Origin of the sequence: Actinomadura sp. 7K534 (assembly GCF_004348575.1) — a bacterium.
Lineage (GTDB): Bacteria > Actinomycetota > Actinomycetes > Streptosporangiales > Streptosporangiaceae > Spirillospora > Spirillospora livida.
Genome location: NZ_SMKB01000014.1, coordinates 34,115 through 55,096, shown reverse-complemented (window position 1 = coordinate 55,096; position 20,982 = coordinate 34,115). Strand labels below are relative to the sequence as shown.

20 protein-coding genes are annotated in these 20,982 nt (G+C 72.2%); 12 read left to right on the top strand and 8 right to left on the bottom strand.

Annotated elements, in window-relative coordinates; all coding sequences use genetic code 11:
• The first annotated feature begins 128 nt into the window (after positions 1-128).
• The 3 genes from E1266_RS05385 to E1266_RS05375 all read left to right on the top strand — a co-directional run bounded on the left by E1266_RS05385 (position 129) and on the right by E1266_RS05375 (position 2,050).
• Entirely contained in the window at positions 129-944 is an 816-nt protein-coding gene (locus E1266_RS05385; protein WP_132044324.1) for a GPR1/FUN34/YaaH family transporter, read from the top strand.
• 79 nt (positions 945-1,023) lie between these two features.
• A complete protein-coding gene (locus tag E1266_RS05380; protein ID WP_132044322.1) occupies positions 1,024-1,206 on the top strand; it encodes a hypothetical protein in 183 nt (60 codons plus the stop codon).
• A gap of 49 nt (positions 1,207-1,255) precedes the next feature.
• Positions 1,256-2,050, top strand: coding sequence for a maleylpyruvate isomerase family mycothiol-dependent enzyme (locus E1266_RS05375; protein ID WP_132044320.1), 795 nt, complete (start codon positions 1,256-1,258; stop codon positions 2,048-2,050).
• Here the strand turns inward: E1266_RS05375 and E1266_RS05370 are convergent.
• Positions 2,040-2,528 carry a nuclear transport factor 2 family protein gene (locus tag E1266_RS05370; protein ID WP_132044318.1) on the bottom strand — a complete coding sequence of 163 codons (489 nt, stop codon included), beginning with the start codon at positions 2,526-2,528 and terminating at the stop codon, positions 2,040-2,042. The genes E1266_RS05375 and E1266_RS05370 overlap by 11 nt on opposite strands.
• Positions 2,525-3,400 carry a TIGR03619 family F420-dependent LLM class oxidoreductase gene (locus tag E1266_RS05365; protein WP_132044315.1) on the bottom strand — a complete coding sequence of 292 codons (876 nt, stop codon included), beginning with the start codon at positions 3,398-3,400 and terminating at the stop codon, positions 2,525-2,527. The genes E1266_RS05370 and E1266_RS05365 overlap by 4 nt, the downstream gene beginning before the upstream one ends.
• Positions 3,401-3,578: 178 nt before the next feature.
• Between E1266_RS05365 and E1266_RS05360 the strand changes: the two genes are divergently transcribed.
• A complete protein-coding gene (locus E1266_RS05360; protein ID WP_132044313.1) occupies positions 3,579-4,517 on the top strand; it encodes an IclR family transcriptional regulator in 939 nt (312 codons plus the stop codon).
• Positions 4,518-4,568: 51 nt separating this feature from the next.
• Here E1266_RS05360 and E1266_RS05355 read toward each other — a convergent pair whose 3' ends face one another.
• Positions 4,569-5,168 carry a flavin reductase family protein gene (locus E1266_RS05355; protein WP_132044311.1) on the bottom strand — a complete coding sequence of 200 codons (600 nt, stop codon included), beginning with the start codon at positions 5,166-5,168 and terminating at the stop codon, positions 4,569-4,571.
• 288 nt (positions 5,169-5,456) lie between these two features.
• Between E1266_RS05355 and E1266_RS05350 the strand changes: the two genes are divergently transcribed.
• From E1266_RS05350 to E1266_RS05320, 7 genes are all read left to right on the top strand, one after another.
• Complete coding sequence (locus E1266_RS05350) at positions 5,457-6,329, top strand: alpha/beta fold hydrolase (RefSeq protein ID WP_132044309.1); 873 nt, start codon at positions 5,457-5,459, stop codon at positions 6,327-6,329.
• Complete coding sequence (locus tag E1266_RS05345; protein WP_132044307.1) at positions 6,326-8,074, top strand: FAD-binding protein; 1,749 nt, start codon at positions 6,326-6,328, stop codon at positions 8,072-8,074. Before E1266_RS05350 ends, E1266_RS05345 begins: the two co-directional genes overlap by 4 nt.
• Entirely contained in the window at positions 8,071-9,090 is a 1,020-nt protein-coding gene (locus E1266_RS05340) for a ferredoxin--NADP reductase (RefSeq protein WP_132044305.1), read from the top strand. Before E1266_RS05345 ends, E1266_RS05340 begins: the two co-directional genes overlap by 4 nt.
• A 23-nt stretch (positions 9,091-9,113) precedes the next feature.
• Positions 9,114-10,298 carry an acyl-CoA dehydrogenase family protein gene (locus E1266_RS05335; RefSeq protein ID WP_132044303.1) on the top strand — a complete coding sequence of 395 codons (1,185 nt, stop codon included), beginning with the start codon at positions 9,114-9,116 and terminating at the stop codon, positions 10,296-10,298.
• A 71-nt stretch (positions 10,299-10,369) separates the two neighbouring features.
• The gene (locus E1266_RS05330; RefSeq protein ID WP_243718241.1) at positions 10,370-11,251 is read left to right on the top strand and encodes a VOC family protein; all 882 of its coding nucleotides are present in this window, start codon (positions 10,370-10,372) and stop codon (positions 11,249-11,251) included.
• Positions 11,252-11,256: 5 nt separating this feature from the next.
• Positions 11,257-12,723 (top strand): FAD-dependent oxidoreductase, encoded by a 1,467-nt coding sequence (locus E1266_RS05325; RefSeq protein WP_132044299.1) that lies wholly within the window; start codon positions 11,257-11,259, stop codon positions 12,721-12,723.
• Positions 12,720-14,297, top strand: coding sequence for an AMP-binding protein (locus E1266_RS05320; RefSeq protein WP_132044297.1), 1,578 nt, complete (start codon positions 12,720-12,722; stop codon positions 14,295-14,297). The genes E1266_RS05325 and E1266_RS05320 overlap by 4 nt, the downstream gene beginning before the upstream one ends.
• Positions 14,298-14,512: 215 nt before the next feature.
• On the opposite strand, the gene E1266_RS05315 is transcribed toward E1266_RS05320, so the two are convergent.
• Together E1266_RS05315 and E1266_RS05310 are read right to left on the bottom strand one after the other, a co-directional pair.
• Entirely contained in the window at positions 14,513-15,739 is a 1,227-nt protein-coding gene (locus E1266_RS05315; RefSeq protein WP_132044295.1) for a sialidase family protein, read from the bottom strand.
• A 3-nt stretch (positions 15,740-15,742) separates the two neighbouring features.
• Positions 15,743-16,345, bottom strand: coding sequence for a hypothetical protein (locus E1266_RS05310; protein ID WP_132044293.1), 603 nt, complete (start codon positions 16,343-16,345; stop codon positions 15,743-15,745).
• 503 nt (positions 16,346-16,848) lie between these two features.
• Here E1266_RS05310 and E1266_RS05305 point away from each other — a divergent pair.
• Positions 16,849-18,462, top strand: a complete 1,614-nt coding sequence (locus E1266_RS05305) for a serine/threonine-protein kinase (RefSeq protein ID WP_207945433.1) — start codon at positions 16,849-16,851, stop codon at positions 18,460-18,462.
• A gap of 209 nt (positions 18,463-18,671) precedes the next feature.
• On the opposite strand, the gene E1266_RS05300 is transcribed toward E1266_RS05305, so the two are convergent.
• From E1266_RS05300 to E1266_RS05290, 3 genes are read right to left on the bottom strand one after another with little or no spacing between them, the layout of a single operon-like run.
• Positions 18,672-19,460, bottom strand: a complete 789-nt coding sequence (locus tag E1266_RS05300) for an SDR family NAD(P)-dependent oxidoreductase (protein WP_132044291.1) — start codon at positions 19,458-19,460, stop codon at positions 18,672-18,674.
• Positions 19,457-19,702: a ferredoxin gene (locus E1266_RS05295; RefSeq protein ID WP_132044289.1), complete on the bottom strand. Its 246-nt coding sequence runs from the start codon at positions 19,700-19,702 to the stop codon at positions 19,457-19,459. Before E1266_RS05295 ends, E1266_RS05300 begins: the two co-directional genes overlap by 4 nt.
• Positions 19,699-20,850, bottom strand: a complete 1,152-nt coding sequence (locus E1266_RS05290) for a Rieske 2Fe-2S domain-containing protein (protein ID WP_132044287.1) — start codon at positions 20,848-20,850, stop codon at positions 19,699-19,701. The genes E1266_RS05295 and E1266_RS05290 overlap by 4 nt, the downstream gene beginning before the upstream one ends.
• Positions 20,851-20,982 lie beyond the last annotated feature (132 nt).

The following is a 20,982-nucleotide window of genomic DNA, read 5'->3' as shown; positions in this document are numbered from 1 at the left end:
CATCCATAGCCCCGCGAATTGCCGGTAAAGGACGCTCGCTTTTCGCGAGACGACCGTTCTGGTGGTCGTTTGCCCTGCCCAGGCACGGTTACCACGAATATACGGCTCTCCGAACAAAGGGGGATTTCATGGTAAGGCGCAGAGGACGGGCCGTTTCACCGGAGCCCGGTGCGCAGGCGGCCGTGCCCGCCGAAGGAGCCGCCCCGGCGGCGCCGGGACCGGTCCGCGAACGGAGCGAGCACGCGATGTGGGAGGACCGGACACGGGTCGTCCTGACGCCGATCGCCGCGCCGTCCATCCTCGGGCTGTTCGGGTTCGCCGGCGCGACCATGATGGTCGGCGCGTGGCAGGCCGAGTGGTACGGCAACGCCCTGACCCCGCTGATCCTCTGGCCGTTCACGCTGGTGTTCGGCGGCATCGCGCAACTCGTCGCCACCGGCTGGGCCTACCGGGCCCGGGACGGGGTCGCGACCGCGATGCACGGGATGTGGGGCTCGTTCTGGGTGGCGTTCAGCCTGCTGTTCGGGCTGGTCAGCGTCGGCGCCTTCCCGGCGGCACTGGCACCCGTGGCCGGGACGGCCAGCGAGGGGTTCGCGTTCTGGTGGGTCGCCCTCGCGGTGATCACCGCCCTGGGCGCGATCGCCGCGCTCGGCCAGAACCTGGCGGTCACGGGGGTCCTGGTGACGCTGGCGGCGGGCGCCGGCTTCAGCGCGGCGGGCTGGTTCGCGCCGTCCGAGTGGTCGCTGAACGTCGGCGGCTGGCTGTTCGTCGCGTCCGCGGTCATCGCCCTGTACACGGCCGCCGCGATGATGTTCGAGGGCAGTTTCGGGCGGACGGTCCTCCCGGTCGGCAAGACCCGCGCCCGCACGGACGTGCCGGGACGCAAGGCGGCCCGGCCGCTGGAGTACGCGCAGGGCCAGCCCGGCGTGCGAAGCGGCCAGTGATCTCCGGCGTGTCGGCTTGACTTTCCCGTTGCCCTATCCTGGACCGATCCTTGACGATCGGTTCGGGAAGGGAGCGGGAATGCCCGTGGTCCGCCGGACGTGGCGGCGCCTCGTCCACACCTACCACCGGCTGTGCGCGCGGGACGACGCCGTGACGCACGGCTTCACGGTGCCGGACGGCGTCTGGTCCTGCGACCGCTGCCACGAGCCCCACCTGGAACTCTCCTCCCTCCTCCGGCACGTGCGCACCGAGCACCCCTGACACCCCGCCGAGAGGGGTCGTAGGCTCTGAGGCCGACGGAGGGGGTCATATGGAGCAGATGCGCGCCTACACCGCGGCCTGGGAGCAGACGGTCCGATCCACGCTCGCGCTCGCCGAGACGTTCGGCGGAGCCGACTGGGAGCGGCCGACCGAGTGCCCCGGCTGGACGGTGAAGGACCAGCTGGCGCACATCACCGGTGTCGAGGCCGACCTGCTGGGCGATCCGGCGCCCGAGATCGACGTCCCCGGGTTCGACCACGTCCGCAACGATCTCGGCCAGGTCATGGAGAAGGCGGTGCACGTGCGCCGCGCCGTCCCGGGTCCGGCCGTGGCGGCGGAGCTGGCGGGCGCCCTGGAGCGCCGCCTGGCCCAGCTGCCCGGCCTGGACCCCGACCGCGTGGTCATGCTGCCGGAGGGCCGGGAGGGCACCTACACCGAGCTCATGAGGGTCCGGGCGATGGACTGCTGGGTGCACGAGCAGGACATCCGGCGGGCGGTCGGGCGCCCCGGCAACCTCGACGCGCCCGCCGCGCACTGCTTCTGGGAGATGCTGAGCAGGGGCCTCCCGCTGGTCGTCGCCCGGAGGGCGAAGGCCGGGCCGGGGAAGACCGTGGCGTTCCGGATCTCCGACCCGCTCGACTTCCACGTGGCCGTCCGCGTCAACGACGAGGGGCGCGGTCACTGGGCCGAGCCCGAGGAGCCGGACGCCGAGCTGGCCATGGACTGGGAGACCTACGTCCGCCTCGCCGCCGGACGCTGCGCCCCCGACGCGGTGACCGTCCGCCTCAGCGGCGATCGGGACCTGGGGAACCGGGTCCTCGCCACCATGGCCCTCACTCCCTAGCGGGGAAGTGGGAGGCGAGGAGGGCGGGGGACTCCTCGCGGCCGTCGAGGACGCGGTTCGTCCGCTCGACGGCGCGCCAGCCGGAGGGCGTGCGGCGCAGGCGCCAGCGGTTGGCGGTGGCCCGGCGGAGCGTGAAGCCGTCCGCCGTGTTGACGATCATGAGGGTATAGGCGACCGCGGTGGCGTCGTCGCCGGAGACCGCGACGTGCGGCGGGCCGGTGAAGTGCGCGCAGCCGCCCGCGATCCAGCGCTGGTGCGGGGTGGAGCGGACCATGGCCTCGATCTCCGCCCGGCCGGTCATCAGGAGTTCGTCCACGTCGTAGACGCCGTCGTCGTCCCAGAGGGCGGCGACGTCCTCGGCCCGACCGCCGTCGACCAGGGGGCCGTAGGAGAGGATCAGCCGGGTGATCTCCCGCTCGTCCTCGAGGAGGCGCAGGCGTTCCTCTAGGGCGGCGAGCCGGGCCTCGGCAGATGTCACCGTTCCTCCTCGAAGGTCAGGTCGTAGGGCGCGGAGAGGCCGCGGAGCGCGGCGAGCTGCTCGCAGTAGTGGCCGGGGGACGAGGACGCCAGGCGGACGCCCGCGATCGTGGCGCCCGCCTCGCGGAGCCTCGTGAGCGCGGCGCCGGCGGCGTCCGGGTCGCCGATCGGGTCCAGGCGGCGGGACGGTTCGAGGACGACGTCGAAACCGGGCGGCAGGTCGTGGGAGGCGAGCATCTCGCTCAGCGTGCGCCGGGGCAGGCCGAAGGGAACCCAGCCGTCGGCGGTCAGCGCGCGCCGCAGCGACCGTTCCGTCCGGCCGCCGATCCACAGCGGGACGCGGTCCTGGACGGCGTGCGGCTCCACGACCATGCCGGAGTAGTCGTAGTGGGGGCCGTGGTACTCGGGCGTGCGGCGGGACAGGGAGGCGCGCAGCGCGGCGAGGGCGTCGTCGGCGCGGGCGCCGCGTCCGGCGAACGGCGCGCCGAGGAGGTCGAACTCCTCCTCCAGGCTGCCGACGCCGAGTCCGAGCGTGAGCCGTCCGCCGCTGACGCGGTCGAGCGTCCCGTACCGCTTGGCGATGGCGAGTGGGTGGTGGTACCCGAGCACGAGCACCTGGGTCGCCAGGCGGATGCGGGACGTGCGGGCGGCGAGGTAGCCGAACGTGGCGAGCGGGTCCCAGTAGACGCCGCCGCGCCGCTCGACGGCCTCCACCGGGACGGCGACGTGCTCGCTGCAGGTCAGATGGTGGTACCCGAGCCGGTCGGCGGTCTCGGCGATCCGGCCGATCTCCGCGATCCCGGCGTCCCGCTCCCAGTCCGCGTGGCCGCCGGGCGGCTGCGCCACCACGGGCGTGACGATGCCGACGCGCATCGGTCCTCCCTTCCTCGGCAGGAAAACGTTCTATCACGGGAGCCGGTGCGCCCAGGTCACCGCACCGTGCCCGCCTCCCCCTGCCTGACCTGGCCTTACTTGGGGTCTTCCCATCTGACCAAGCGATTGCTAGATTCACGGTAACAAGAATTCATTTCAGTCTCCTCTGGGAGGTGCGATGAGCGAGGCCACCACCACGGCCGAGGCCACCACTGGTGAGGCCACCACGGGGCCCGGCCCGGCCGCGCGACGCGAGTCGCCGCCGTCGATGATCGAGCGGATGACCCTGATCCTCGACGCGTTCAACGGGCCCACCGCCCGGCTGACCCTGGAGGACGTCGCCCGCCGCACCCGGCTGCCGCGCTCCACCGCGCACCGGATCCTCGACCAGCTCGTCCGGCAGCGCTGGCTCGCCCACCACTCGTTCGGCTACGGCCTCGGCCCGCGCGCCCTCGGCCTCGGCGGCCGGGACGGCGGGCACGGCAAGATCCGCGAGGCCGCGGCGCCGCTGCTGCACGAGCTGCAGGTCACGACCGGGCTCGTCGCGCACCTCGCCGTGCTGGACGGCGCCGAGGTGCTCTACCTGGACAAGCTCGGCGGGCGGCTCGCCGCGTCCGTGCCGTCCCGGGTCGGCGGACGCGCCCCGGCGCACTGCACCGCGCTCGGGAAGGCGATGCTGGCGTGGCTGGAGCCCGAGCAGGTGGACGCGCTGCTCGGCGCCGGGATCAGCCGGCTCACCAGCCGCACGATCGGCGAGCTGACGACGCTGCACCAGGAACTGCACCGGGTGCGGCAGCGCCGCGGCCTGGCGTTCGAGCGGGGCGAGGCGTTCCCCGGCATCGCGTGCGTCGCCGCCGCGGTCCGCGGGCCCGAGGGGCCGGTGGCGGGGATCTCCCTGGTCGGCGACATCCGCACCCCGCTGGAGAACGTCGCGCCGCTGGTGGTCACCGCCGCCCGGGAGACGTCGCAGATCCTGTTCCCCGGCGCGGTCCCCGGCGCCGGGCGCGCGGGGACCCGGGCCCGCCGCGGCACCGGGGCGGCGGGACGCGGGCCGACCTGGTCGCCGGAGACGATGAACCGGCTGGTCGCCGTGGACGGCCGCGGCGACTGGATGTGAGGCGACCGGATGCGCCGGGCGGCCGGGCGGCCCGGTGCGGTCCGGCGGCCGTCAGCCCCAGCCCCAGCGGTCGCCCATGCCCCACGGGTCCGGGGCCATCGGCGCGTCCGGCTCGTTGATGCCGAACCGGCTGCGGAAGAACACCATCGGGTGCCGCCACGCGCCGTCCCGCACCACGTGCCGCTCGACCGCGAGGACCCGCCCGATCACGATCTCGTGGTCGCCGGCCTCGTGCACGTCGTGCACGACCGCGTGCACGCCCAGCAGGACGTCCGGCAGCGCCGGGGTCCCCCACTGGGACACCTCCCACTCCAGGCCCTCGAACTTGGCGCCCCGGCTCGACCCGAACCGCTCGCACAGCTCCCGCTGCTCCTCGCCGAGCACGTTCACGCAGAACCGCCCCGCCGCGCGGATCCGCGGCCAGGAGCGGCCGCGCTTGTCCGCGCAGAACAGGATCAGCGGCGGTTCGAGGGACACCGAGGTGAACGACTGGCAGGCGAATCCGACCGGCTCGCCGCCGTCGAGGGCGGTGACCACGGTGACGCCCGTGGCGAACTCCGCCATCGCCTTGCGGAACTCGGCCGGCTCGGGGGCAACGGCGTCGGGGTCCGGAAGACCGGTGGCTGCGGTGAGCGCTGGCTCGGCTGACATCTGTTCACCTCTGTGTCGGGACGGACACGATCCCTGTCGTCAACAAACTTTCAAAGGGACAAAATCCACTAAGCGGCAGGTACCCGCCAACGGTCAAGTCGTGCGTCCGAACGTAGGCACGGCCGTCGGGCGGCGGTCCGGACGGATCCCGTTGAGTGGAAGCGCGCGCCCGGGCGGCCCGGGAAGGCGGCCGGGCGCCGCGCGTCCCGCTGATCGGGATCCGCGGAGTGACCTTGCCGCCGCGCCGATTACGTTCCGGACAAGCCACCGTCGAAGGACTGGGAGATCATGCCTGCGGAGCTGACCTACGAGGCGACGTTGCGCGAACTCGCCACCGACCGGGGCGTCCTGCGCTACCACGAGGCAGGTGAGGGTCCGCCCCTGCTGATGCTGCACGGGTCCGGCCCCGGCGTCACGGGCTGGCGGAACTTCCGCGGCAACCTCGCCCGGTTCGCCGAGCACTTCCGGTGCCTGGTCCTGGAGTTCCCCGGCTTCGGGGTCAGCGACCCGACCGACGAGCACCCGATGATGGCGGCCGGCGGCGCGACCGGCCGGTTCCTGGACGGCCTCGGCCTCGACCAGGTCGACGTGGTCGGCAACTCGATGGGCGGCATCATCGGCGCCCAGTTCGCGATCCGGCGGCCCGAGCGCGTCCGGCGCCTGGTCACGGTCGGCGGGCTCGGCGCGAACGTCTTCAGCCCCGGGGCCAGCGAGGGCATCAGGCTGCTGATGGAGTTCACCGACGACCCGTCCCGCGAGCGCCTGGTCCGGTGGCTGCGCGCGATGGTCCACGACCAGCGGCTCGTCACCGAGGAGCTGGTCGAGGAGCGCTGGCAGCAGGCGACCGACCCCGACACCCTCGCGAGCGCCCGCCGCATGTACGGGTCCAAGGCGATGGCCGCCCGCGCCAAGGCGATGGCGCAGTCCGCCGAGCCGCCGTACTGGGCGATGCTGCACAAGCTCCAGGCCCGGACCCTGATCACCTGGGGCCGCGACGACCGGGTCAGCCCTGTCGACATGGCCCTCGTCCCGATGCGGACGATCCCCGACGCGCAGGTCACCATCTTCCCGAACTGCGGGCACTGGGTGATGATCGAGCAGAAGGACGCCTGGGAGAGCGCCGTCCTCGCCTTCCTGACCAGGAAGGACGAGAGTAAATGAGCGAAGCGAACCGGGGGGTCGTCCCCCCGAAGAAGACAGAGAGCGAAGTGGACTGGGACCACGAGTTCGATCTCGTCGTCGTGGGCAGCGGCGGCGGGGGCATGACCGCCGCGCTGACCGCGCACGACGCGGGGCTGAGCGCGCTGATCATCGAGAAGGGCAAGCGGTTCGGCGGCTCGACCGCGCTCTCCGGCGGCGGCATCTGGATCCCGAACAACCCGACGCTGAAGGCGCGCGGCCACGACGACAGCCGCGAGTCGATCCGCCGCTACCTGGACCTCCTCACCGAGGGACGCGTCCCCGCCGCGCGGCTCGACGCGTTCGTCGACAACGGGCCCGCGGCGATGGAGCTGATCGGCAAGAGCAGGTGGATGAAGTTCTTCTGGACGAAGGGCTACGCCGACTACCACCCCGAGCTCGAAGGCGGCCGCGCGCTCGGCCGGTCCATCGAGGCCAAGCCGTTCGACACCCGCAAGCTCGGCGAGGACGAGAAGTACCAGCGGCCGAACAACATGAAGGGCCCCCTCGGCCTCTGGGTGACCGCCAAGGACTACCACGACCTCGCGATGGCCAAGCGCACCTGGGCGGGCCGGCGCGCGTCGATGGTCGCGGCGTGGCGCGTGTCGTCCAACCTGGTCCGCCGCAGGCACATGTCGACCGGCGGCCGGGCGCTCGTCGCGCGGCTGCGGATGGCGCTGAAGGACGCCGGCGTCCCGCTCTGGCTGCAGACCGCGATGAGCGAGCTCGTCACCGGTGCGGACGGCCGCGTCATCGGCATCGTGGCGGCGCGGCGGGACGGCACGACGCTCCGCATCCGGGCCCGGAAGGGCGTCCTGCTGGCGACCGGCGGTTTCGACCACAATCAGGAGATGCGCGACAAGTACCTGCCGGAGGGCGGCCGGGAGGACTTCGCGATGGGCGCCCGGGAGAACACGGGCGACGGCATCCGCGCGGGCGAGACCCTCGGCGCGGCGGTCGACCTGATGGACGACGCGTGGTGGATGCCCGCCGTCCGGCACCCGGCGGGCGCGACGATCCCGCTGGTGTCCGAGCGCGCGATCCCGCGGCAGGTCATCGTGTCCGCGGACGGGACGCGCTTCACCAACGAGGCGGCGCCGTACGTCAACTTCGTCCACGACCAGCTCGAAGGCGGCCACGTCCCGGCGTGGTTCGTGATGGACGCCAAGGCCCGCGCCCGCTACCCGTTCGCGCAGATCCTGCCGGGCGCGCCGATCCCGAAGGCGTTCTACGACGCGGGCATCGCGTTCAAGGCGGACACCCTCGCGGAACTGGCGGACAAGATCGGCGTACCGGCGGACGCCCTCGCCGCCACCGTCGAGAAGTTCAACGGCTACGCCCGCGACGGCAAGGACCCCGACTTCGGCCGCGGCGACTCCGCCTACGACCGCTACTACGGCGACCCGAACCTGAAGAACCCGAACCTCGACGTCGTCGACACGGCCCCGTACTACGCGTTCCGGCTGGAGGTCGGCGACCTCGGCACCAAGGGCGGCCTCGTGTCCGACGAGCACGCCCGCGTGCTGCGCGAGGACGGATCGGCCATCGACGGCCTGTACGTGACGGGCAACTCGTCGGCGTCGGTGATGGGCAACGAGTACGCGGGGCCCGGCGCCACGATCGGCCCGTCCATCGTGTTCGGCTACATCGCGGCGAAGCACGCCGCCGCCGCCGAGCCGGAGGCGGCGGGGGAGCCGGCCGCCGGGAAGGCCGCCGAGGGGTCATGACGGCACTCAAGGCGCGGGTGGTGGAGGTCGTCAAGGAGACGGCCGACGCGCACTCGCTCGTCCTCGAACCCGCCGAGGGCGACCGGGACCGGTTCACCTACCGCCCCGGGCAGTTCCTCACGGTCCGGGTCCCGTCCGGGGACGGCTGGGCGGCGCGCTGCTACTCGCTGTGCAGCTCGCCGCTCACCGACGACCGGCTGAAGGTCACGGTCAAGCGGGTCGGCGGCGGTCTCGGGTCCAACTGGATCTGCGACAACGTCACCGCGGGCGACGTCCTGGAGGTGCTGCGGCCGGCGGGCACCTTCACCCCGTCCTCGCTGGACGACGACCTGCTGCTCGTCGCGGGCGGCAGCGGCATCACCCCGGTGATGTCGATCCTCAAGTCGTGCCTGGCGGGCGGAAGCGGGAAGATCGCCCTCATCTACGCCAACCGGGACGAGCGGTCGGTCATCTTCGCGGACGAGCTGAGGGACCTCACCGAACGGCACCCTGAGCGGCTCACCGTCGTCCACCTGCTGGAGACGGTGCAGGGCCTCCCGACGCCCGCAGTGCTCCGCTCGCTGGCCGCGCCCTACACGGACCGGCAGGCGTTCGTGTGCGGGCCCGAGGTCTTCATGGACATGGTCACCGGCACGCTCACCGGCTCCGGCGTCCGCGTCCACGTCGAGCGGTTCTTCTCGCTGGAGGGCGACCCGTTCGAGGAGCCGGACACCGCCGCGGAGGCCCCGGACGGCGAGGACGCGGCCGAGGTCGAGGTCGAGATGGACGGCGAGACGCGGACGGTGCCGTGGCCGAGGTCCGAGAAGCTGCTGGACGCGCTGCTGCGCGCCGGGGTCGACGCCCCGTTCTCCTGCCGGGAGGGCAACTGCTCGGCGTGCGCCTGCGTGGCGCTGGAGGGCGAGGTCGCCCTGGACGCCAACTCGGTCCTCGACGAGCAGGATCTCGCCGACGGCCTCATCCTCGCCTGCCAGGCGAGACCGGTCACCGGCCGGCTGAAGATCACCTACGACGGCTGACGACACATCACGGGAGACAGGCGATGGCGAACCGCGTGCTCGACAAGATCATGGAGCGGGCCGACCAGATCCGCGAGCTCGGCCCCGCGAACGAGCGGCTCGGCCGGCTCGACGACAAGGCCGCCACGCTGCTGCGCGACGCGGGGGTGATCCGGCTGCTGCAGCCGGAGGCGCACGGCGGCCTGGAGGTCCACCCGCGCGAGTTCGCCGAGACCGTGCTCGGCATCGCCGCCCTCGACGGCTCCACCGGCTGGATCGCCGGGATCGTCGGCGTCCACCCGTGGGAGATGGCCTACGCCGACCCGAAGGTCCGCGAGGAGGTCTGGGGCGAGGACCCCGACACGTGGATCGCGTCCCCCTACGCGCCCATGGGCATCGCCCGGCCGGTGGACGGCGGCTACGTCTTCAACGGCCGCTGGCAGTTCTCGTCCGGCACCGACCACTGCGACTGGATCTTCCTCGGCGGGATGCTGGGCGACGACGAGGGCAAGATGGCGCAGCCGCCGCGGTCGCTGCACCTGATCCTGCCGCGCTCCGACTACGAGATCGTCGAGGACTCCTGGAACGTCGCCGGGCTCCAGGGCACCGGCAGCAAGGACATCATCGTCAAGGACGCGTTCGTCCCCACCTACCGGACGCTGGAGTACTCCAAGGTCGTGGACGGCTCCGCGCCCCGCGAGGCGGGCCTGACCAACCCGGCCTACCTGATGCCGTTCTCCTGCGTGTTCCCGCTCGGCATCTCCGCCGCGGTGATCGGCATCGCCGAGGGCGCCCTGTACCACCACATGGCCTACCAGCGGAACCGCGTCCAGATCACCGGCACGAAGATCAAGGACGACCCGTACGTGCTGTACGCGATCAGCGAGGCGGCCGAGGAGATCAAGGCGTCCCGGACCGCGCTGCTGGACAACTGCTCGCGCATGTACGACATGGTCGCGTCCGGGCACGTGCCGACGTTCGCGGAGCGGGCCGCCGGGCGCCGCACCCAGGTCCGCGCGGCCTGGCGGGCGGTGCAGGCGATGAACGAGATCGTCGTCCGGTCGGGCGGGAACGCGATGCGCACCGACAACCCGATCCAGCGCTTCTGGCGGGACGCGCACGTCGGCCTGGCCCACGCGATCCACGTCCCGGGCTCGGTGTACCACGTGTCCGCCCTGACCGACCTGGACATCGAACCCCCGCAGGGCCCGATGCGCTCCATGATCTGACCGGCCGGGAAAGCGCCGAGACTTCACCGAAGGGATCGAGGACAGTGACGCAGATCCGAGGATTGGGCTACGTGAAGGTCCAGACCCGGCACATCGAGCGCTGGCGCGAGTTCGCCCTGGAGGGGCTCGGGTTCGCCGAAGGCAGCGGCCCCGACCCGGACGGGCTGTACCTGCGCATGGACGAGCGCCGGTCGCGCCTGCGGGTGCTGCCGGGCGACTCCGACCGGGTGCTGGCCGTGGGCTGGGAGGTCCGCGACCAGTACGCGCTGGCCGCCGTGCGCGAGGCCGTCGAGAAGTCCGGCACGGCCGTGACGGCGCTGAAGCCGAAGGAGGCGGCGGAGCGCGACGCCGAGGAGGTCATCGCGTTCACCGACCCGGGCGGCACGCCCGTCGAGGTGTTCTTCGGCCCGGTCCTCGACCACAGCCCCGTCCGCACCGCGTTCGCGCAGAAGTTCGTCACCGGCCCGATGGGCATGGGCCACGTGGTGCTGCCCACCCCGAACTTCGCCGAGACCGCCGCGTTCTACAACGAGGTCCTCGGCTTCCTGCCGCGCGGCGCGATGAAGGTCGGCGGCCCGGTCCGGATCCGGTTCATGGGCGTCAACCAGCGGCACCACAGCCTGGCGATCTGCCCCGCGCCGCACGACGGCGACCCGGGCCTCGTCCACCTGATGGTGGAGGCCGACACGCTCGACGCGGTCGGCATGGCGCTCGACGCCGTCACCGCGAAGGGCTTCTCGATCTCCTCCACGCTGGGCCGGCACACCAACGACAAGATGGTGTCGTTCTACGTGCGGGCGCCCGGCGGCTGGGACATCGAGTACGGCTGCGAGGGACTCCTGGTGGACGAGACGTACTACACCGCCGAGGAGATCACCAAGGACAGCTACTGGGGCCACGACTGGTCGGGCTCCGAGCCGCTGGCCGCCTTCGCCCCGCAGAAGGAGGACTGAGGCCGATGGCGACGTCCTCGGTGGAGCCGGTCGGCGCTTCGGAGACGGCGTTCGACCACGAGTGCGACGTGCTGGTGGTCGGCTTCGGGGCCGCCGGAGCGGCCGCGGCGTACGAGGCCGCGGCGGCGGGCGCGGACGTGCTCGTCCTGGAGCGGTCGAGCGGCCCCGGCGGGACGTCCGCGCAGTCGGGCGGGGAGCTGTACCTCGGCGGCGGCACGCGGGTGCAGAAGGCGTGCGGCTTCGACGACAGCCCGGACGACATGTACGCGTTCCTCCTCGCGGCGCTCGGCCCGCACGCCGACGCGGAGAAGCTGCGGCTGTACTGCGACGGGAGCGTGGAGCACTTCGAGTGGTTCCGCGCGCGCGGCGTCCCGTTCAAGGAGAGCCTGTTCGACGCGCCGGGCTGGATGCCGTACACCGAAGACGGCCTGATGTGGCTCGGTGAGAACGCCTGGCCGTACAACACGATCGCCCGGCCCGTGCCGCGCGGGCACCGCCCGGAGGCACCGATGTTCGCCGGCGGGATCCTGATGGAGAAGCTGATCGCGGCCGCCGCCGGGGCGGGCGCCGTCACCCATGAGGACACCTACGCCACGAACCTGGTCGTGGACGAGGGGCGGGTCGTCGGGGTCGTCGCCCGCAGGTTCGCCGAGACGGTGGCCTACCGGGCGCGCAAGGGCGTCGTCCTCACCGCCGGCGGGTTCGTCGACAACGAGGAGATGCTCGCCGACCACGCCCCGGTGCTGCTCGGCCACGACAAGATCAGCGACGGCACCAGCGACGGGTCCGGGATCCGGATGGCGAGCGCGCTCGGCGCCGCGACCCGCCGCATGGCGTCGGTGGAGATCGCGCTCACCGCCAACCCCGCCGTCGTCTGCCGGGGCATGCTCGTGGACGGCCTCGGCCGCCGCTTCATCAACGAGGACGTCTACCCGGGCCTGTACAGCCACCGGGCCGTCCAGCACCAGCCCGGCCCCTACTGGGCGATCATCGACGAGACCGGGCACGACGAGATCGCCGATGCCGACATGTGGGGCGTGCGCCCCAAGCACGCGGCGGAGACGCTCGCGGAGCTGGAGGAGTCCCTCCGCCTGCCGCCCGGGTCGCTGGAGGCGACCGTCGAGACCTACAACCGGTTCGCGGAGCGGGGCGAGGACCCCTACTTCCACAAGGACCCGAGGTGGCTGCGTCCGCTGAAGGGGCCGTTCGCGGCGATCGACCCGGCCGACGGGTTCTTCGGCGCGGGCAGGCACGGCGCCGGGACGGGCGCCGGCGGCTTCACCCTCGGCGGCCTGGACACCACCGTGGACGGCGAGGTCCGCGACGTCTCGGGGAGGCCGATCCCCGGCCTGTACGCCGCGGGGCGCACGGCGGCCGGCATCCACGGCGAGGGCTACATCAGCGGGACGTCCCTCGGCGACGGCACGTTCTTCGGCCGCCGCGCCGGCCGCGCCGCCGCCCGGACCCCATGACCGAACTGGCCGACGACCGCCCGGCCCGCGAGACCACCTTCGCCGAGCTGGTCGCGGCCCGCGCGGACGACGACCGCACCGGCATGTGCTTCGAGGACGCGTCCTGGACGTGGCGGGAGGTCGTCGCGGAGTCCCGCCTCCGCGCCGCCCTCGCCGGCACCGGCGGGCACGTCGGCCTGTTCCTGGAGAACGGCCCGGAGCACCTGTTCTGGCTGCTCGGCCTGGCGCTGGCGGGCGTCCCGGTCGTGGAACTGAACCCGACCCGCCGGGGCGCCGAACTGGCCCGCGACGTCACCCACACCGACTGCCGCCTGCTGGTCACCGGGACGTCCCGAGCGGAGGCGCTCGACGGACTGACGGACCTCCCGTCCATGACCGTCGGCACCGCCGCCTATGCGGACCTGCTGGACGAGGCCCGCCCCGCCGAGATGGCTCCGGTCGACGCGAAGACGATCTTCTCCCTGGTGTTCACGTCCGGCACGACGTCCGCGCCGAAGGCGGTGATCTGCACGCAGGGGAGGCTGGGCCGGATCGCCGTCCAGCAGCGCGACCGCCGCAACCTGACCCGCGACGACGTGTTCTACGTGGTCATGCCGATGTTCCACTCGAACGCCCTGATGGCGGGGATCGCCCCCGCCGTCGCGACGGGCGGCCGCATCGTCCTGCGCCATAAGTTCTCGGCCTCGGGCTTCCTCCCGGACGTCCGCCGCCACGGGGTGACGTTCTTCAACTACGTCGGCAAGCCGCTCAGCTACATCCTGGCCACCCCGGAGAAGCCGGACGACGCGGACAACCCGCTCCGCATCGCGTTCGGCAACGAGGCCGCCGAGCCCGACATCCACGAGTTCGCCCGCCGCTTCGGCTGCACGGTCATCGACTCCTACGGCTCCAGCGAGGGCGAGATCCGCCTGAACCGCGTCCCGGGAACGCCACCCGGCTCCCTGGGCGTCGCCGAACCCGGCACCCTGGTCATCGACCCGGACACCCTCCGCGAATGCCCGCCCGCCGAGTTCGACGAGCAAGGCAGGCTCCTCAACGCGGATGAGGCGATCGGCGAAATCGTCGACACCATGGGCGCTGCCAAGTTCGAGGGCTACTACAACAACCCCGAGGCGACGGCGAAACGCGTCCGCAACGGCTGGACGTGGTCGGGCGACCTCGCCTACCGCGACGCAGACGGCTACTGGTACTTCGCGGGCCGCACCGACGACTGGCTGCGCGTGGACGGCGAGAACATAGCCGCAGCCCCCGTCGAACGCCTCCTGTCCCGCTACGACCCCTTCGCAGACGTGGCGGTCTACGCCGTCCCAGACGCGCGGGTAGGCGACCAGATCATGGCGGCGGTCACCCTGACCCCAGGCCGAGCGTTCGACGCGACGTCCTTCACCGCTTTCCTGGCCGCCCAACCCGACCTCGGCACCAAGTGGACACCCCGCTACATCCGCGTGGTCGACGAACTGCCCCGCACTCCCACCAACAAGGTGCTCAAACGCCCTTTGCGGGCGGAAGCCTGCAACACGTCAGACCCGGTCTACGAACACCGCGACGGCACCTACGAACGCCGGACGCCCTAGCCGCCCTGGCGCTCGTACTCGTCCCACAGCCCGAGCGACTCGATCAGCGAGACCTTGCGTAGTGGCCGAGTCGGGAAGGTTGAGTCGTCATGGGCAGGCGTAGAACGGATGTCTCTCGTGCCACGTGGCGTAAGAGCAGTCTCAGCAGCGGTAATGCGTTTTGATCGCGGGTCAAGTCTGCCTTCGCTTCCACGATCTGCAAGGGGCCGCCGTCGTCAGTCGCCGGTGCTGACGAAGACGCCCGCCGTCACGAGCGGGTCTATGCCGACGAGTGCCGGGATGACGACGCGGCCGCCCGCCTCGGCGGGGTCGCCCAGCGAGCCGCCCTCGGCGAAGCCCGGCAGCCGGTGCAGGCGCCAGGTCTCGCCGTCGTCCCCCGAGGTCCACAGCACGGGCACGGCGGTGCCCTCCCGCTCCACCAGACCCGACATCAGGAACGCCGAACCGAGGGCGGTGAACCGTCCGACCTGGGGATGGTCGGTCGGGCCCGTGCCGGGCATCGTCCGTGCGGGCGACCAGGTGGCGCCGCCGTCGGCCGACCGCGCGTACGCCGCGCCGAACGGCGGGCCCTGGTCGTCCGGGCCGTCGGGTGGCGGCCCGGCCGCCTGCGCCGCGGGATCGTCCGGCGGCAGCTGCCGGTAGCCCGCGGCGATCATCGTGCCGCCGCGCGCTCCGGCCGTCTCCACGACGCTGATGCGGTCGCCGAGCGCCTGCGAGCGGTCATGGACGCGCCCCGTGGAGTCGAGGGTGAACAGCGCCGCCTGCGGCGGGTTGCCGCAGTACCCGTAGAGGAACAGCCCCGGACGCGTCGCCTGCTCCCGGTACGTCTGCTCGCAGTTCCGGGTTCCGGGCGGGGTGAAGGGCCGCCATGCGCCGTCCGGGCCGAGCCTCCACCAGGTGGACGTGCCCATCCGGGAGTAGGCGTGGACGCCGTCGCTCATCAGGGTCGGCCGGCTGAACGTCGTGAACGGGTCGCCGGGGGGAGTGCCGATGGCTTTCCAGACGACCCCGTCGGCGGACGTCCAAGCGGCGCTGCCGGTGAAGGTCTGCGCCGCCCCGGAGCTGAGGCGGGCGCCGACCGCGACGAACCCGCCCTCGACCCGGGCCAGGCCCGTCACCATGGCCGCGCCGCGGGTGCGCGCCACGGCGCCGAGGTTCCCCTCCCGCCAGGACCGCCCGTCCGTGGAGGTCCAGGAGGCGATGACCGACCCGCCGCCCGGCGGACCGGCCCGGCCCACGGCGACGAACCGCTCGCCGTCGCTGCTGAGGAGCACGAGATTCGGCTTCGCCCCCTGGACGGACAGTTCGGCCATCGGCACGTAGGTCCAGGCGCCCAGGGCCGCGGCCTCGTCACCGGACCGCCACCGGAGCCAGGCGCCGCACCCGGCCGCGGCGAGGAGGACCAGGACCACGGCGGCGGCCAGCGGCCTGCGCTTCGCCATGCGTTACCCCTTGCTCGCGCATCGGGCGGACGTGACCCTGCCGGAGAGCTCCGTCTTCCGCGTCCCGTCCGGATTGGCGGTCATCGTGTAGACGGGGACGCCCGCGACGCCTCCCGCCGACCGGAGGCCGCCGACCCGGTGGGACAGCCGCTCGTTGCCGATCGTGTAGGTGATGTCGACGACCCACTCGTAGTAGGCCCGGCAACTGCGGACCGCGAACCTCACATACGCGGGCTTGTCGCGGGTGACCGTGAGGCCGGACAGGGACGAGTCGCCACCGGACCCGTACGGTGCCTCCTGCTCGCCCTCGCGGATCAGCAGCCGGTCCCGGTCGAGGTCGTACTTGAGGCTGCGCTGCGCTTCGCCGCCCCCGCACCCCTTCGGCTTCTCCAGGACCCAGTCCAGACGGGGGCGGGGCTCCGTCCGAGTTACGCGGGGCTGGACGGACTCGACGTGGAGCGGGTCGGCGGCCCGGTTGGTGAGGGTCAGCTGGAGCGTCCCGTTCTCCCAGGACGCGGCGCCCGCCTCGGCGGCGGTGGTGCGGGGGTCCTGCTCGAACGTGAACTGCAGCGAGTCCAGGGGCTTGCCGCCCGCGGGCATCGCCACCGCGCTCTGCACATCGCAGCCGGCATTTGTCGGCCATGACACATGAACGCCGATCCCCGCCTTTTTCGGTGTGCCGAAGACGAATTCGGGTGCCTTTGTCGCCCATGCCGACAAAGCGGTCACCAGGATGGTCGTCGTGACCCCTCCCACCCAGATCAGCATGCGATTCCGCCTGGAAGGGGACGGTCCGTGCGATACTCTCCTCCGCACTCCGCCCCGATGACCGGCCATGGAAAAAAGATACCGTCCGCTTGCGTTTCATTAGCGCGGAAAACGGTTCTGCGGGAGACCGGAACTGGTCGCGTTACCCGGCCCCGGTCGGGCCGAAGGATGGCGATGTCCCCGTTGCGGGAGCTCGGCCGCCGGGTGGCCGCCGAGGAGTCCGGATGTCCTTCGCCCGCCGGGGTCGCGCCGTGCGCCTGAGCCGATGATCGCCGTGGCGTCCGGACAATCGTCCCGCTCGTGTGGAAAAGTTCAGTCGCGATCATCGGCGGGAGGTGCGGGTGTCCAACGCGAGACTTAAGCCGCTCCAGGCGGACGACCCGAAGCGGATCGGCGGGTACCGGCTGCTAGCCCGGCTGGGGGCCGGGGGAATGGGACGGGTCTACCTGGGGCGGTCGAAGGGCGGGCGGCCCGTCGCGGTCAAGGTGATCCATCCGCACCTGGCCGAGGATCCGCAGTTCCGGCGGCGGTTCGAGCAGGAGGTCGCGGCGGCGCGGCGGGTGGGCGGCATCCACACCGTGCACGTGGTGGACGCCGACACCGCCGCCGAACCGCCGTGGCTCGTGACGGAGTACGTCGCCGGCCCGTCGCTGCAGGAGGCCGTCGGGGAGCACGGCGCGTTCTCCGCGGAGTCGGTGGCGGGACTCGGCGCGGGCCTGGCCGAGGGGCTGATGGCGATCCACGAGCGCGGCGTCGTCCACCGGGACCTCAAGCCCGGCAACGTGCTGCTCGCCCAGGACGGGCCCCGCATCATCGACTTCGGCATCGCCCGCGCGCTGGACGCCACGTCGCAGACCACCAGCGTCGTCGGCACCCCCGGGTTCATGTCGCCCGAGCAGATCCGGGGCCGCGAGGTCGGGCCGGCCAGCGACGTGTTCTGCCTGGCCGCCGTGCTGGCGTTCGCGGCCACCGGCCGGCGCCCGTTCGGGGACGGCCCGCTCGAAGCGCTCGGCTACCGCGTCGTCAACGAGGCCCCCGACCTGACCGGCGTCCCGGAGGAGCTGCTCCCGCTGCTCGCGGCCGCCCTGGAGAAGGACCCGGACGACCGGCCGGGCGTCACCGAGGTCCTCGACCGCTGCTCCGCGCTCCTCCAGGGCGGGGAGGCCCCGCTCCCGCCGCCCGTCAGCACGATGATCGCCACACGGGTCGCGGAGACCGAGTTGCTGCTGCCCCCGCCGGGCGGCGCGTCGCGGGAGCGGCGGCGCCCGCCGCGGCGGCCGGTCGCGGGCGCGGCGGCGGTGGTGGGCGTCCTGCTCGCCGCGTTCGCCGTCTGGACCCTCGCGAACGACGGGGAGAAGGCGGCCGAAGGCGCCACGCCGGAGGTGTCCGGCCCCGCGACCTCCGCCGCCTCGCCGACGCCCGTGCCCAGCACGTCCGTCAGCGACGCCGCTTCCGAACGCTCTAGTCCCGACCCCACGCGGAAGGCGTTCGAGAAGATCTCAAAGGGCGACTGCCTCAACGCGCACCGGTCCCCGGAGGACTCCGACGAGTGGAGCAAGGCCAAGCCGAAAGCGGTCTCCTGCGGCCGCCCGGACGCCTACGTCCGGGTGACGAAGGTGGCCGACGACTCCTCCGACTGCGCCGACGGAGACGGTGAGATCGACGGCGAACTGTGGTGGTCCTACGGCGAGGAGCCCGACGAGATCGCGCTCTGCGTCACGCGGCAGCTCCGCGTGGGCGAATGCTTCCTCGCCACGGACGGGGCGGAGGAGAACACCGTCGCCATCAGCAACGGCGACCTGATGACCTCGTGGCCGTGCGGGAAGCGGCCCCTCCCCGGGTCCTACGACCACATCCTCCGGGTCACCGCGCTCACGGGCGGCTCCTGCCCGTCCGCCCCCAGGTCCGTCGACTGGGAGTACCGGGGCGGCAAGCTCTGCGCCCGGCTCGTCTGAGGGCGGTAGGGCAGGAGGACCACCGGGATCGCGTTGACGCGCGTCTTCTACGCCCGGGGGAGCAGGCGGGCGTCGTTCAGGGAGAGGGGCGTGAACCTGGCGGGCGGCACCGTGCTGACCCTGCTCTGGCTCGCTCTCTGGTACGACCGCCTGTTCCGAACCTGCTACTCGTCCATGCGAGGGACGCCAAGACCTCGATCAACTCGAGGTCAACCGGGTTCCGGGAGGAGGCGCTGCATAGCCCGGTGGGTGCCGGCTACCAGTTTGTCGCGGGGGAAGCCCGTGCGTTTCCGGGCCAGTTCGTAGTTGCCGCCCGCCACCCAGACGGGGCCGTCCTTGAGGCGTTCCAGGCCCTCGCGGGCTATGTCGTCGGGTTCGGCGACGTTCAGGCCCGGGATGTCCATGTTCAGTCCGGCGCGTTCCATGGCGGGGGTGCGGGTCACACCGAGGACGAGTTCCAGCACGTCCACGCCGTGCTCGCGCATCTCCAGCCAGAGGCCCTCGGCGAAGACGCGGCCGAACGCCTTGACGGCGGAGTACACGCTGATCTGCGGCTGGCCCATGTAACCGGCGAGGGAGCCGACCAGGAGGATGCCGCCCCGGCCCCGTGTCTTGAGGAGGCCGCCGAAGTGGTGCGTGAAGGCCAGTTGGGCGGTGATGTTCAGGTCGATGACGTCCTGGAAGCGGTCCAGGTCGCCGGTGACGAACTCGTGGCCGTAGCTGTTCGCGCCCGCGTTGTAGACGAGCAGGCCGACGTCGAGGTCGTCGGTGACTTCGCGGACCCTCTTCAGCGGGTCGGGGGAGACGAGGTCGAGCTCCAGGGTGCGGACCTCCACGCCCTTCGCCCGGACGGCCTCGGCGGTGTCCGCCAGAGGGCCGGGCTTGCGGGCGATGAGGACGAGGTTCAGGCCCGCGTCGGCGAGGCGGTGCGCGAAGGCGGCGCCGACGCCCTCCGAGCCGCCGGCGATGACGGCCCACGGGCCGTAGGTGTCGATCATGTGTCCTTCTCCGGGTCCACGACCGTCACCGCTCCGGTCAGGGCGGCCTCCTGGATGGCGGAGCGGAGGGCCGGGCAGGTCTCGTGGGGGTCGTCGAGGTTCACGCAGGCGGCGCGGGCGGCGGCGTTCCACTGGATGCTCGTCTGCTCCCAGCTCGACTTGCGCACCAGGACCTCGGCGGTGCAGCGGCGGCAGGCGACGGGCACCAGCGGCGCGTCCAGGAGCCGGTCGTCGGCCGTCATGTCGAGGCCGCCTCGCGGCGTGCGAGGTTCTCCTCGACCTCCTTCTCCCACGACTCGACCGGGCGGGTGGTGTCGATCTCGAACTCGAACCTGTCGGTCATCTCCGGCTTGACGTCGGCGACGTCCACGTAGAACTGCTCGTACCAGCGGCGCAGCTGGTAGACGGGGCCGTCCTCCTCGCACAGCAGCGGGTTGTCGATGCGGGCCTTGCGGCGCCAGATCGCGATGTCCTGCTCGAAACCGGTCAGAATGAAGTCCGAGAGCTTCTGCGCGGTCGCCTCCGCCGCCTCCGGCGGCAGCGCGTCGCTGTGCTGGACGATGATGCCCGAGTGCAGCGAGAAGGAGTTCTCGTCGATCGGATAGTGGCAGTTGATCAGGACGGAGTGCAGGTCGTAGCCCTCGTAGTGGTACGTCAGCTCGTCGATCATGAAGGAGGGGCCGTGGTAGGACGCGACGGAGGTGTTGCCGAGCATCCGCGGGCCGCCCCCGGTGGTCTGGCGGCGGGCGTCGTCGCGGGTGCGGCCCTTCATGATCTGGGTGGCGACCTGGCCCTCGAAGACGTTCTTGAAGTACGTCGGGAACGACTTGTGGATGTAGAAGAAGTGCGCCATGTCGACGACGTTGTCGATGATCTCGCGACAGTTGGTGTTGACGACCGTCTCGGTCCAGCGCCAGTCGGTCCAGTCGTCGCGGGTGGCGCCTTCGATCACCGGGATCGTCACGTCCGCGGGGGGCTTGTTCCCCTCGGGGTCGTTCCAGACGAACAGCAGCTCGTCCTGCTCCATCGTCGGCCACGCCGCCGTCCGCGCCCGCAGCGGGACGCGCCGGGAGTACGGGATCTTCTTGCAGCGGCCGTCGCCGCCCCAGCGCCAGTCGTGGAACGGGCACGCGATCTCGTTGCCCTTGACGGTGCCGTCGGACAGGTCGCCGCCCATGTGCCGGCAGTAGCCGTCCAGGACGTTGGTCTTGCCGTCCTCGCCGGTGAAGACCACGAGCTTCTGCCCGAACGCGTTGACCGTGTGGGGCTTGCCGTCCCGGAACTTCTCGGCCAGCCCGAGGCAGTGCCATCCCCGGGCGAAGCGGCGGGAGATCGCCGCCGCCTCGATGGCGCGGACGGCGTCCGACTCGGTTGCGGTCACGTGGATCATCCCTTCGGCGGTGGACGGGTGATTCGAACGTTAGGTCGCAGGTCACCGTCAGGTCGCGAGAGTCCCGCTGGCCGGGACGCCGGCGCCCGTGACGATTCGCCGACATGGTCTCCTGCAGGGGCCGGAGTAGGG

Excerpts from the sequence above, each read along its gene's own strand:
- E1266_RS05385 (WP_132044324.1), top strand. The coding sequence starts at position 129 with ATGGTAAGGCGCAGAGGACGGGCCGTTTCACCGGAGCCCGGTGCGCAG.
- E1266_RS05380 (WP_132044322.1), top strand. The coding sequence starts at position 1,024 with ATGCCCGTGGTCCGCCGGACGTGGCGGCGCCTCGTCCACACCTACCAC.
- E1266_RS05375 (WP_132044320.1), top strand. The coding sequence starts at position 1,256 with ATGGAGCAGATGCGCGCCTACACCGCGGCCTGGGAGCAGACGGTCCGA.
- E1266_RS05365 (WP_132044315.1), bottom strand. The coding sequence starts at position 3,400 with ATGCGCGTCGGCATCGTCACGCCCGTGGTGGCGCAGCCGCCCGGCGGC.
- E1266_RS05360 (WP_132044313.1), top strand. The coding sequence starts at position 3,579 with ATGAGCGAGGCCACCACCACGGCCGAGGCCACCACTGGTGAGGCCACC.
- E1266_RS05355 (WP_132044311.1), bottom strand. The coding sequence starts at position 5,168 with ATGTCAGCCGAGCCAGCGCTCACCGCAGCCACCGGTCTTCCGGACCCC.
- E1266_RS05350 (WP_132044309.1), top strand. The coding sequence starts at position 5,457 with ATGCCTGCGGAGCTGACCTACGAGGCGACGTTGCGCGAACTCGCCACC.
- E1266_RS05345 (WP_132044307.1), top strand. The coding sequence starts at position 6,326 with ATGAGCGAAGCGAACCGGGGGGTCGTCCCCCCGAAGAAGACAGAGAGC.
- E1266_RS05340 (WP_132044305.1), top strand. The coding sequence starts at position 8,071 with ATGACGGCACTCAAGGCGCGGGTGGTGGAGGTCGTCAAGGAGACGGCC.
- E1266_RS05335 (WP_132044303.1), top strand. The coding sequence starts at position 9,114 with ATGGCGAACCGCGTGCTCGACAAGATCATGGAGCGGGCCGACCAGATC.
- E1266_RS05325 (WP_132044299.1), top strand. The coding sequence starts at position 11,257 with ATGGCGACGTCCTCGGTGGAGCCGGTCGGCGCTTCGGAGACGGCGTTC.
- E1266_RS05320 (WP_132044297.1), top strand. The coding sequence starts at position 12,720 with ATGACCGAACTGGCCGACGACCGCCCGGCCCGCGAGACCACCTTCGCC.
- E1266_RS05315 (WP_132044295.1), bottom strand. The coding sequence starts at position 15,739 with ATGGCGAAGCGCAGGCCGCTGGCCGCCGCCGTGGTCCTGGTCCTCCTC.
- E1266_RS05300 (WP_132044291.1), bottom strand. The coding sequence starts at position 19,460 with ATGATCGACACCTACGGCCCGTGGGCCGTCATCGCCGGCGGCTCGGAG.
- E1266_RS05295 (WP_132044289.1), bottom strand. The coding sequence starts at position 19,702 with ATGACGGCCGACGACCGGCTCCTGGACGCGCCGCTGGTGCCCGTCGCC.
- E1266_RS05290 (WP_132044287.1), bottom strand. The coding sequence starts at position 20,850 with ATGATCCACGTGACCGCAACCGAGTCGGACGCCGTCCGCGCCATCGAG.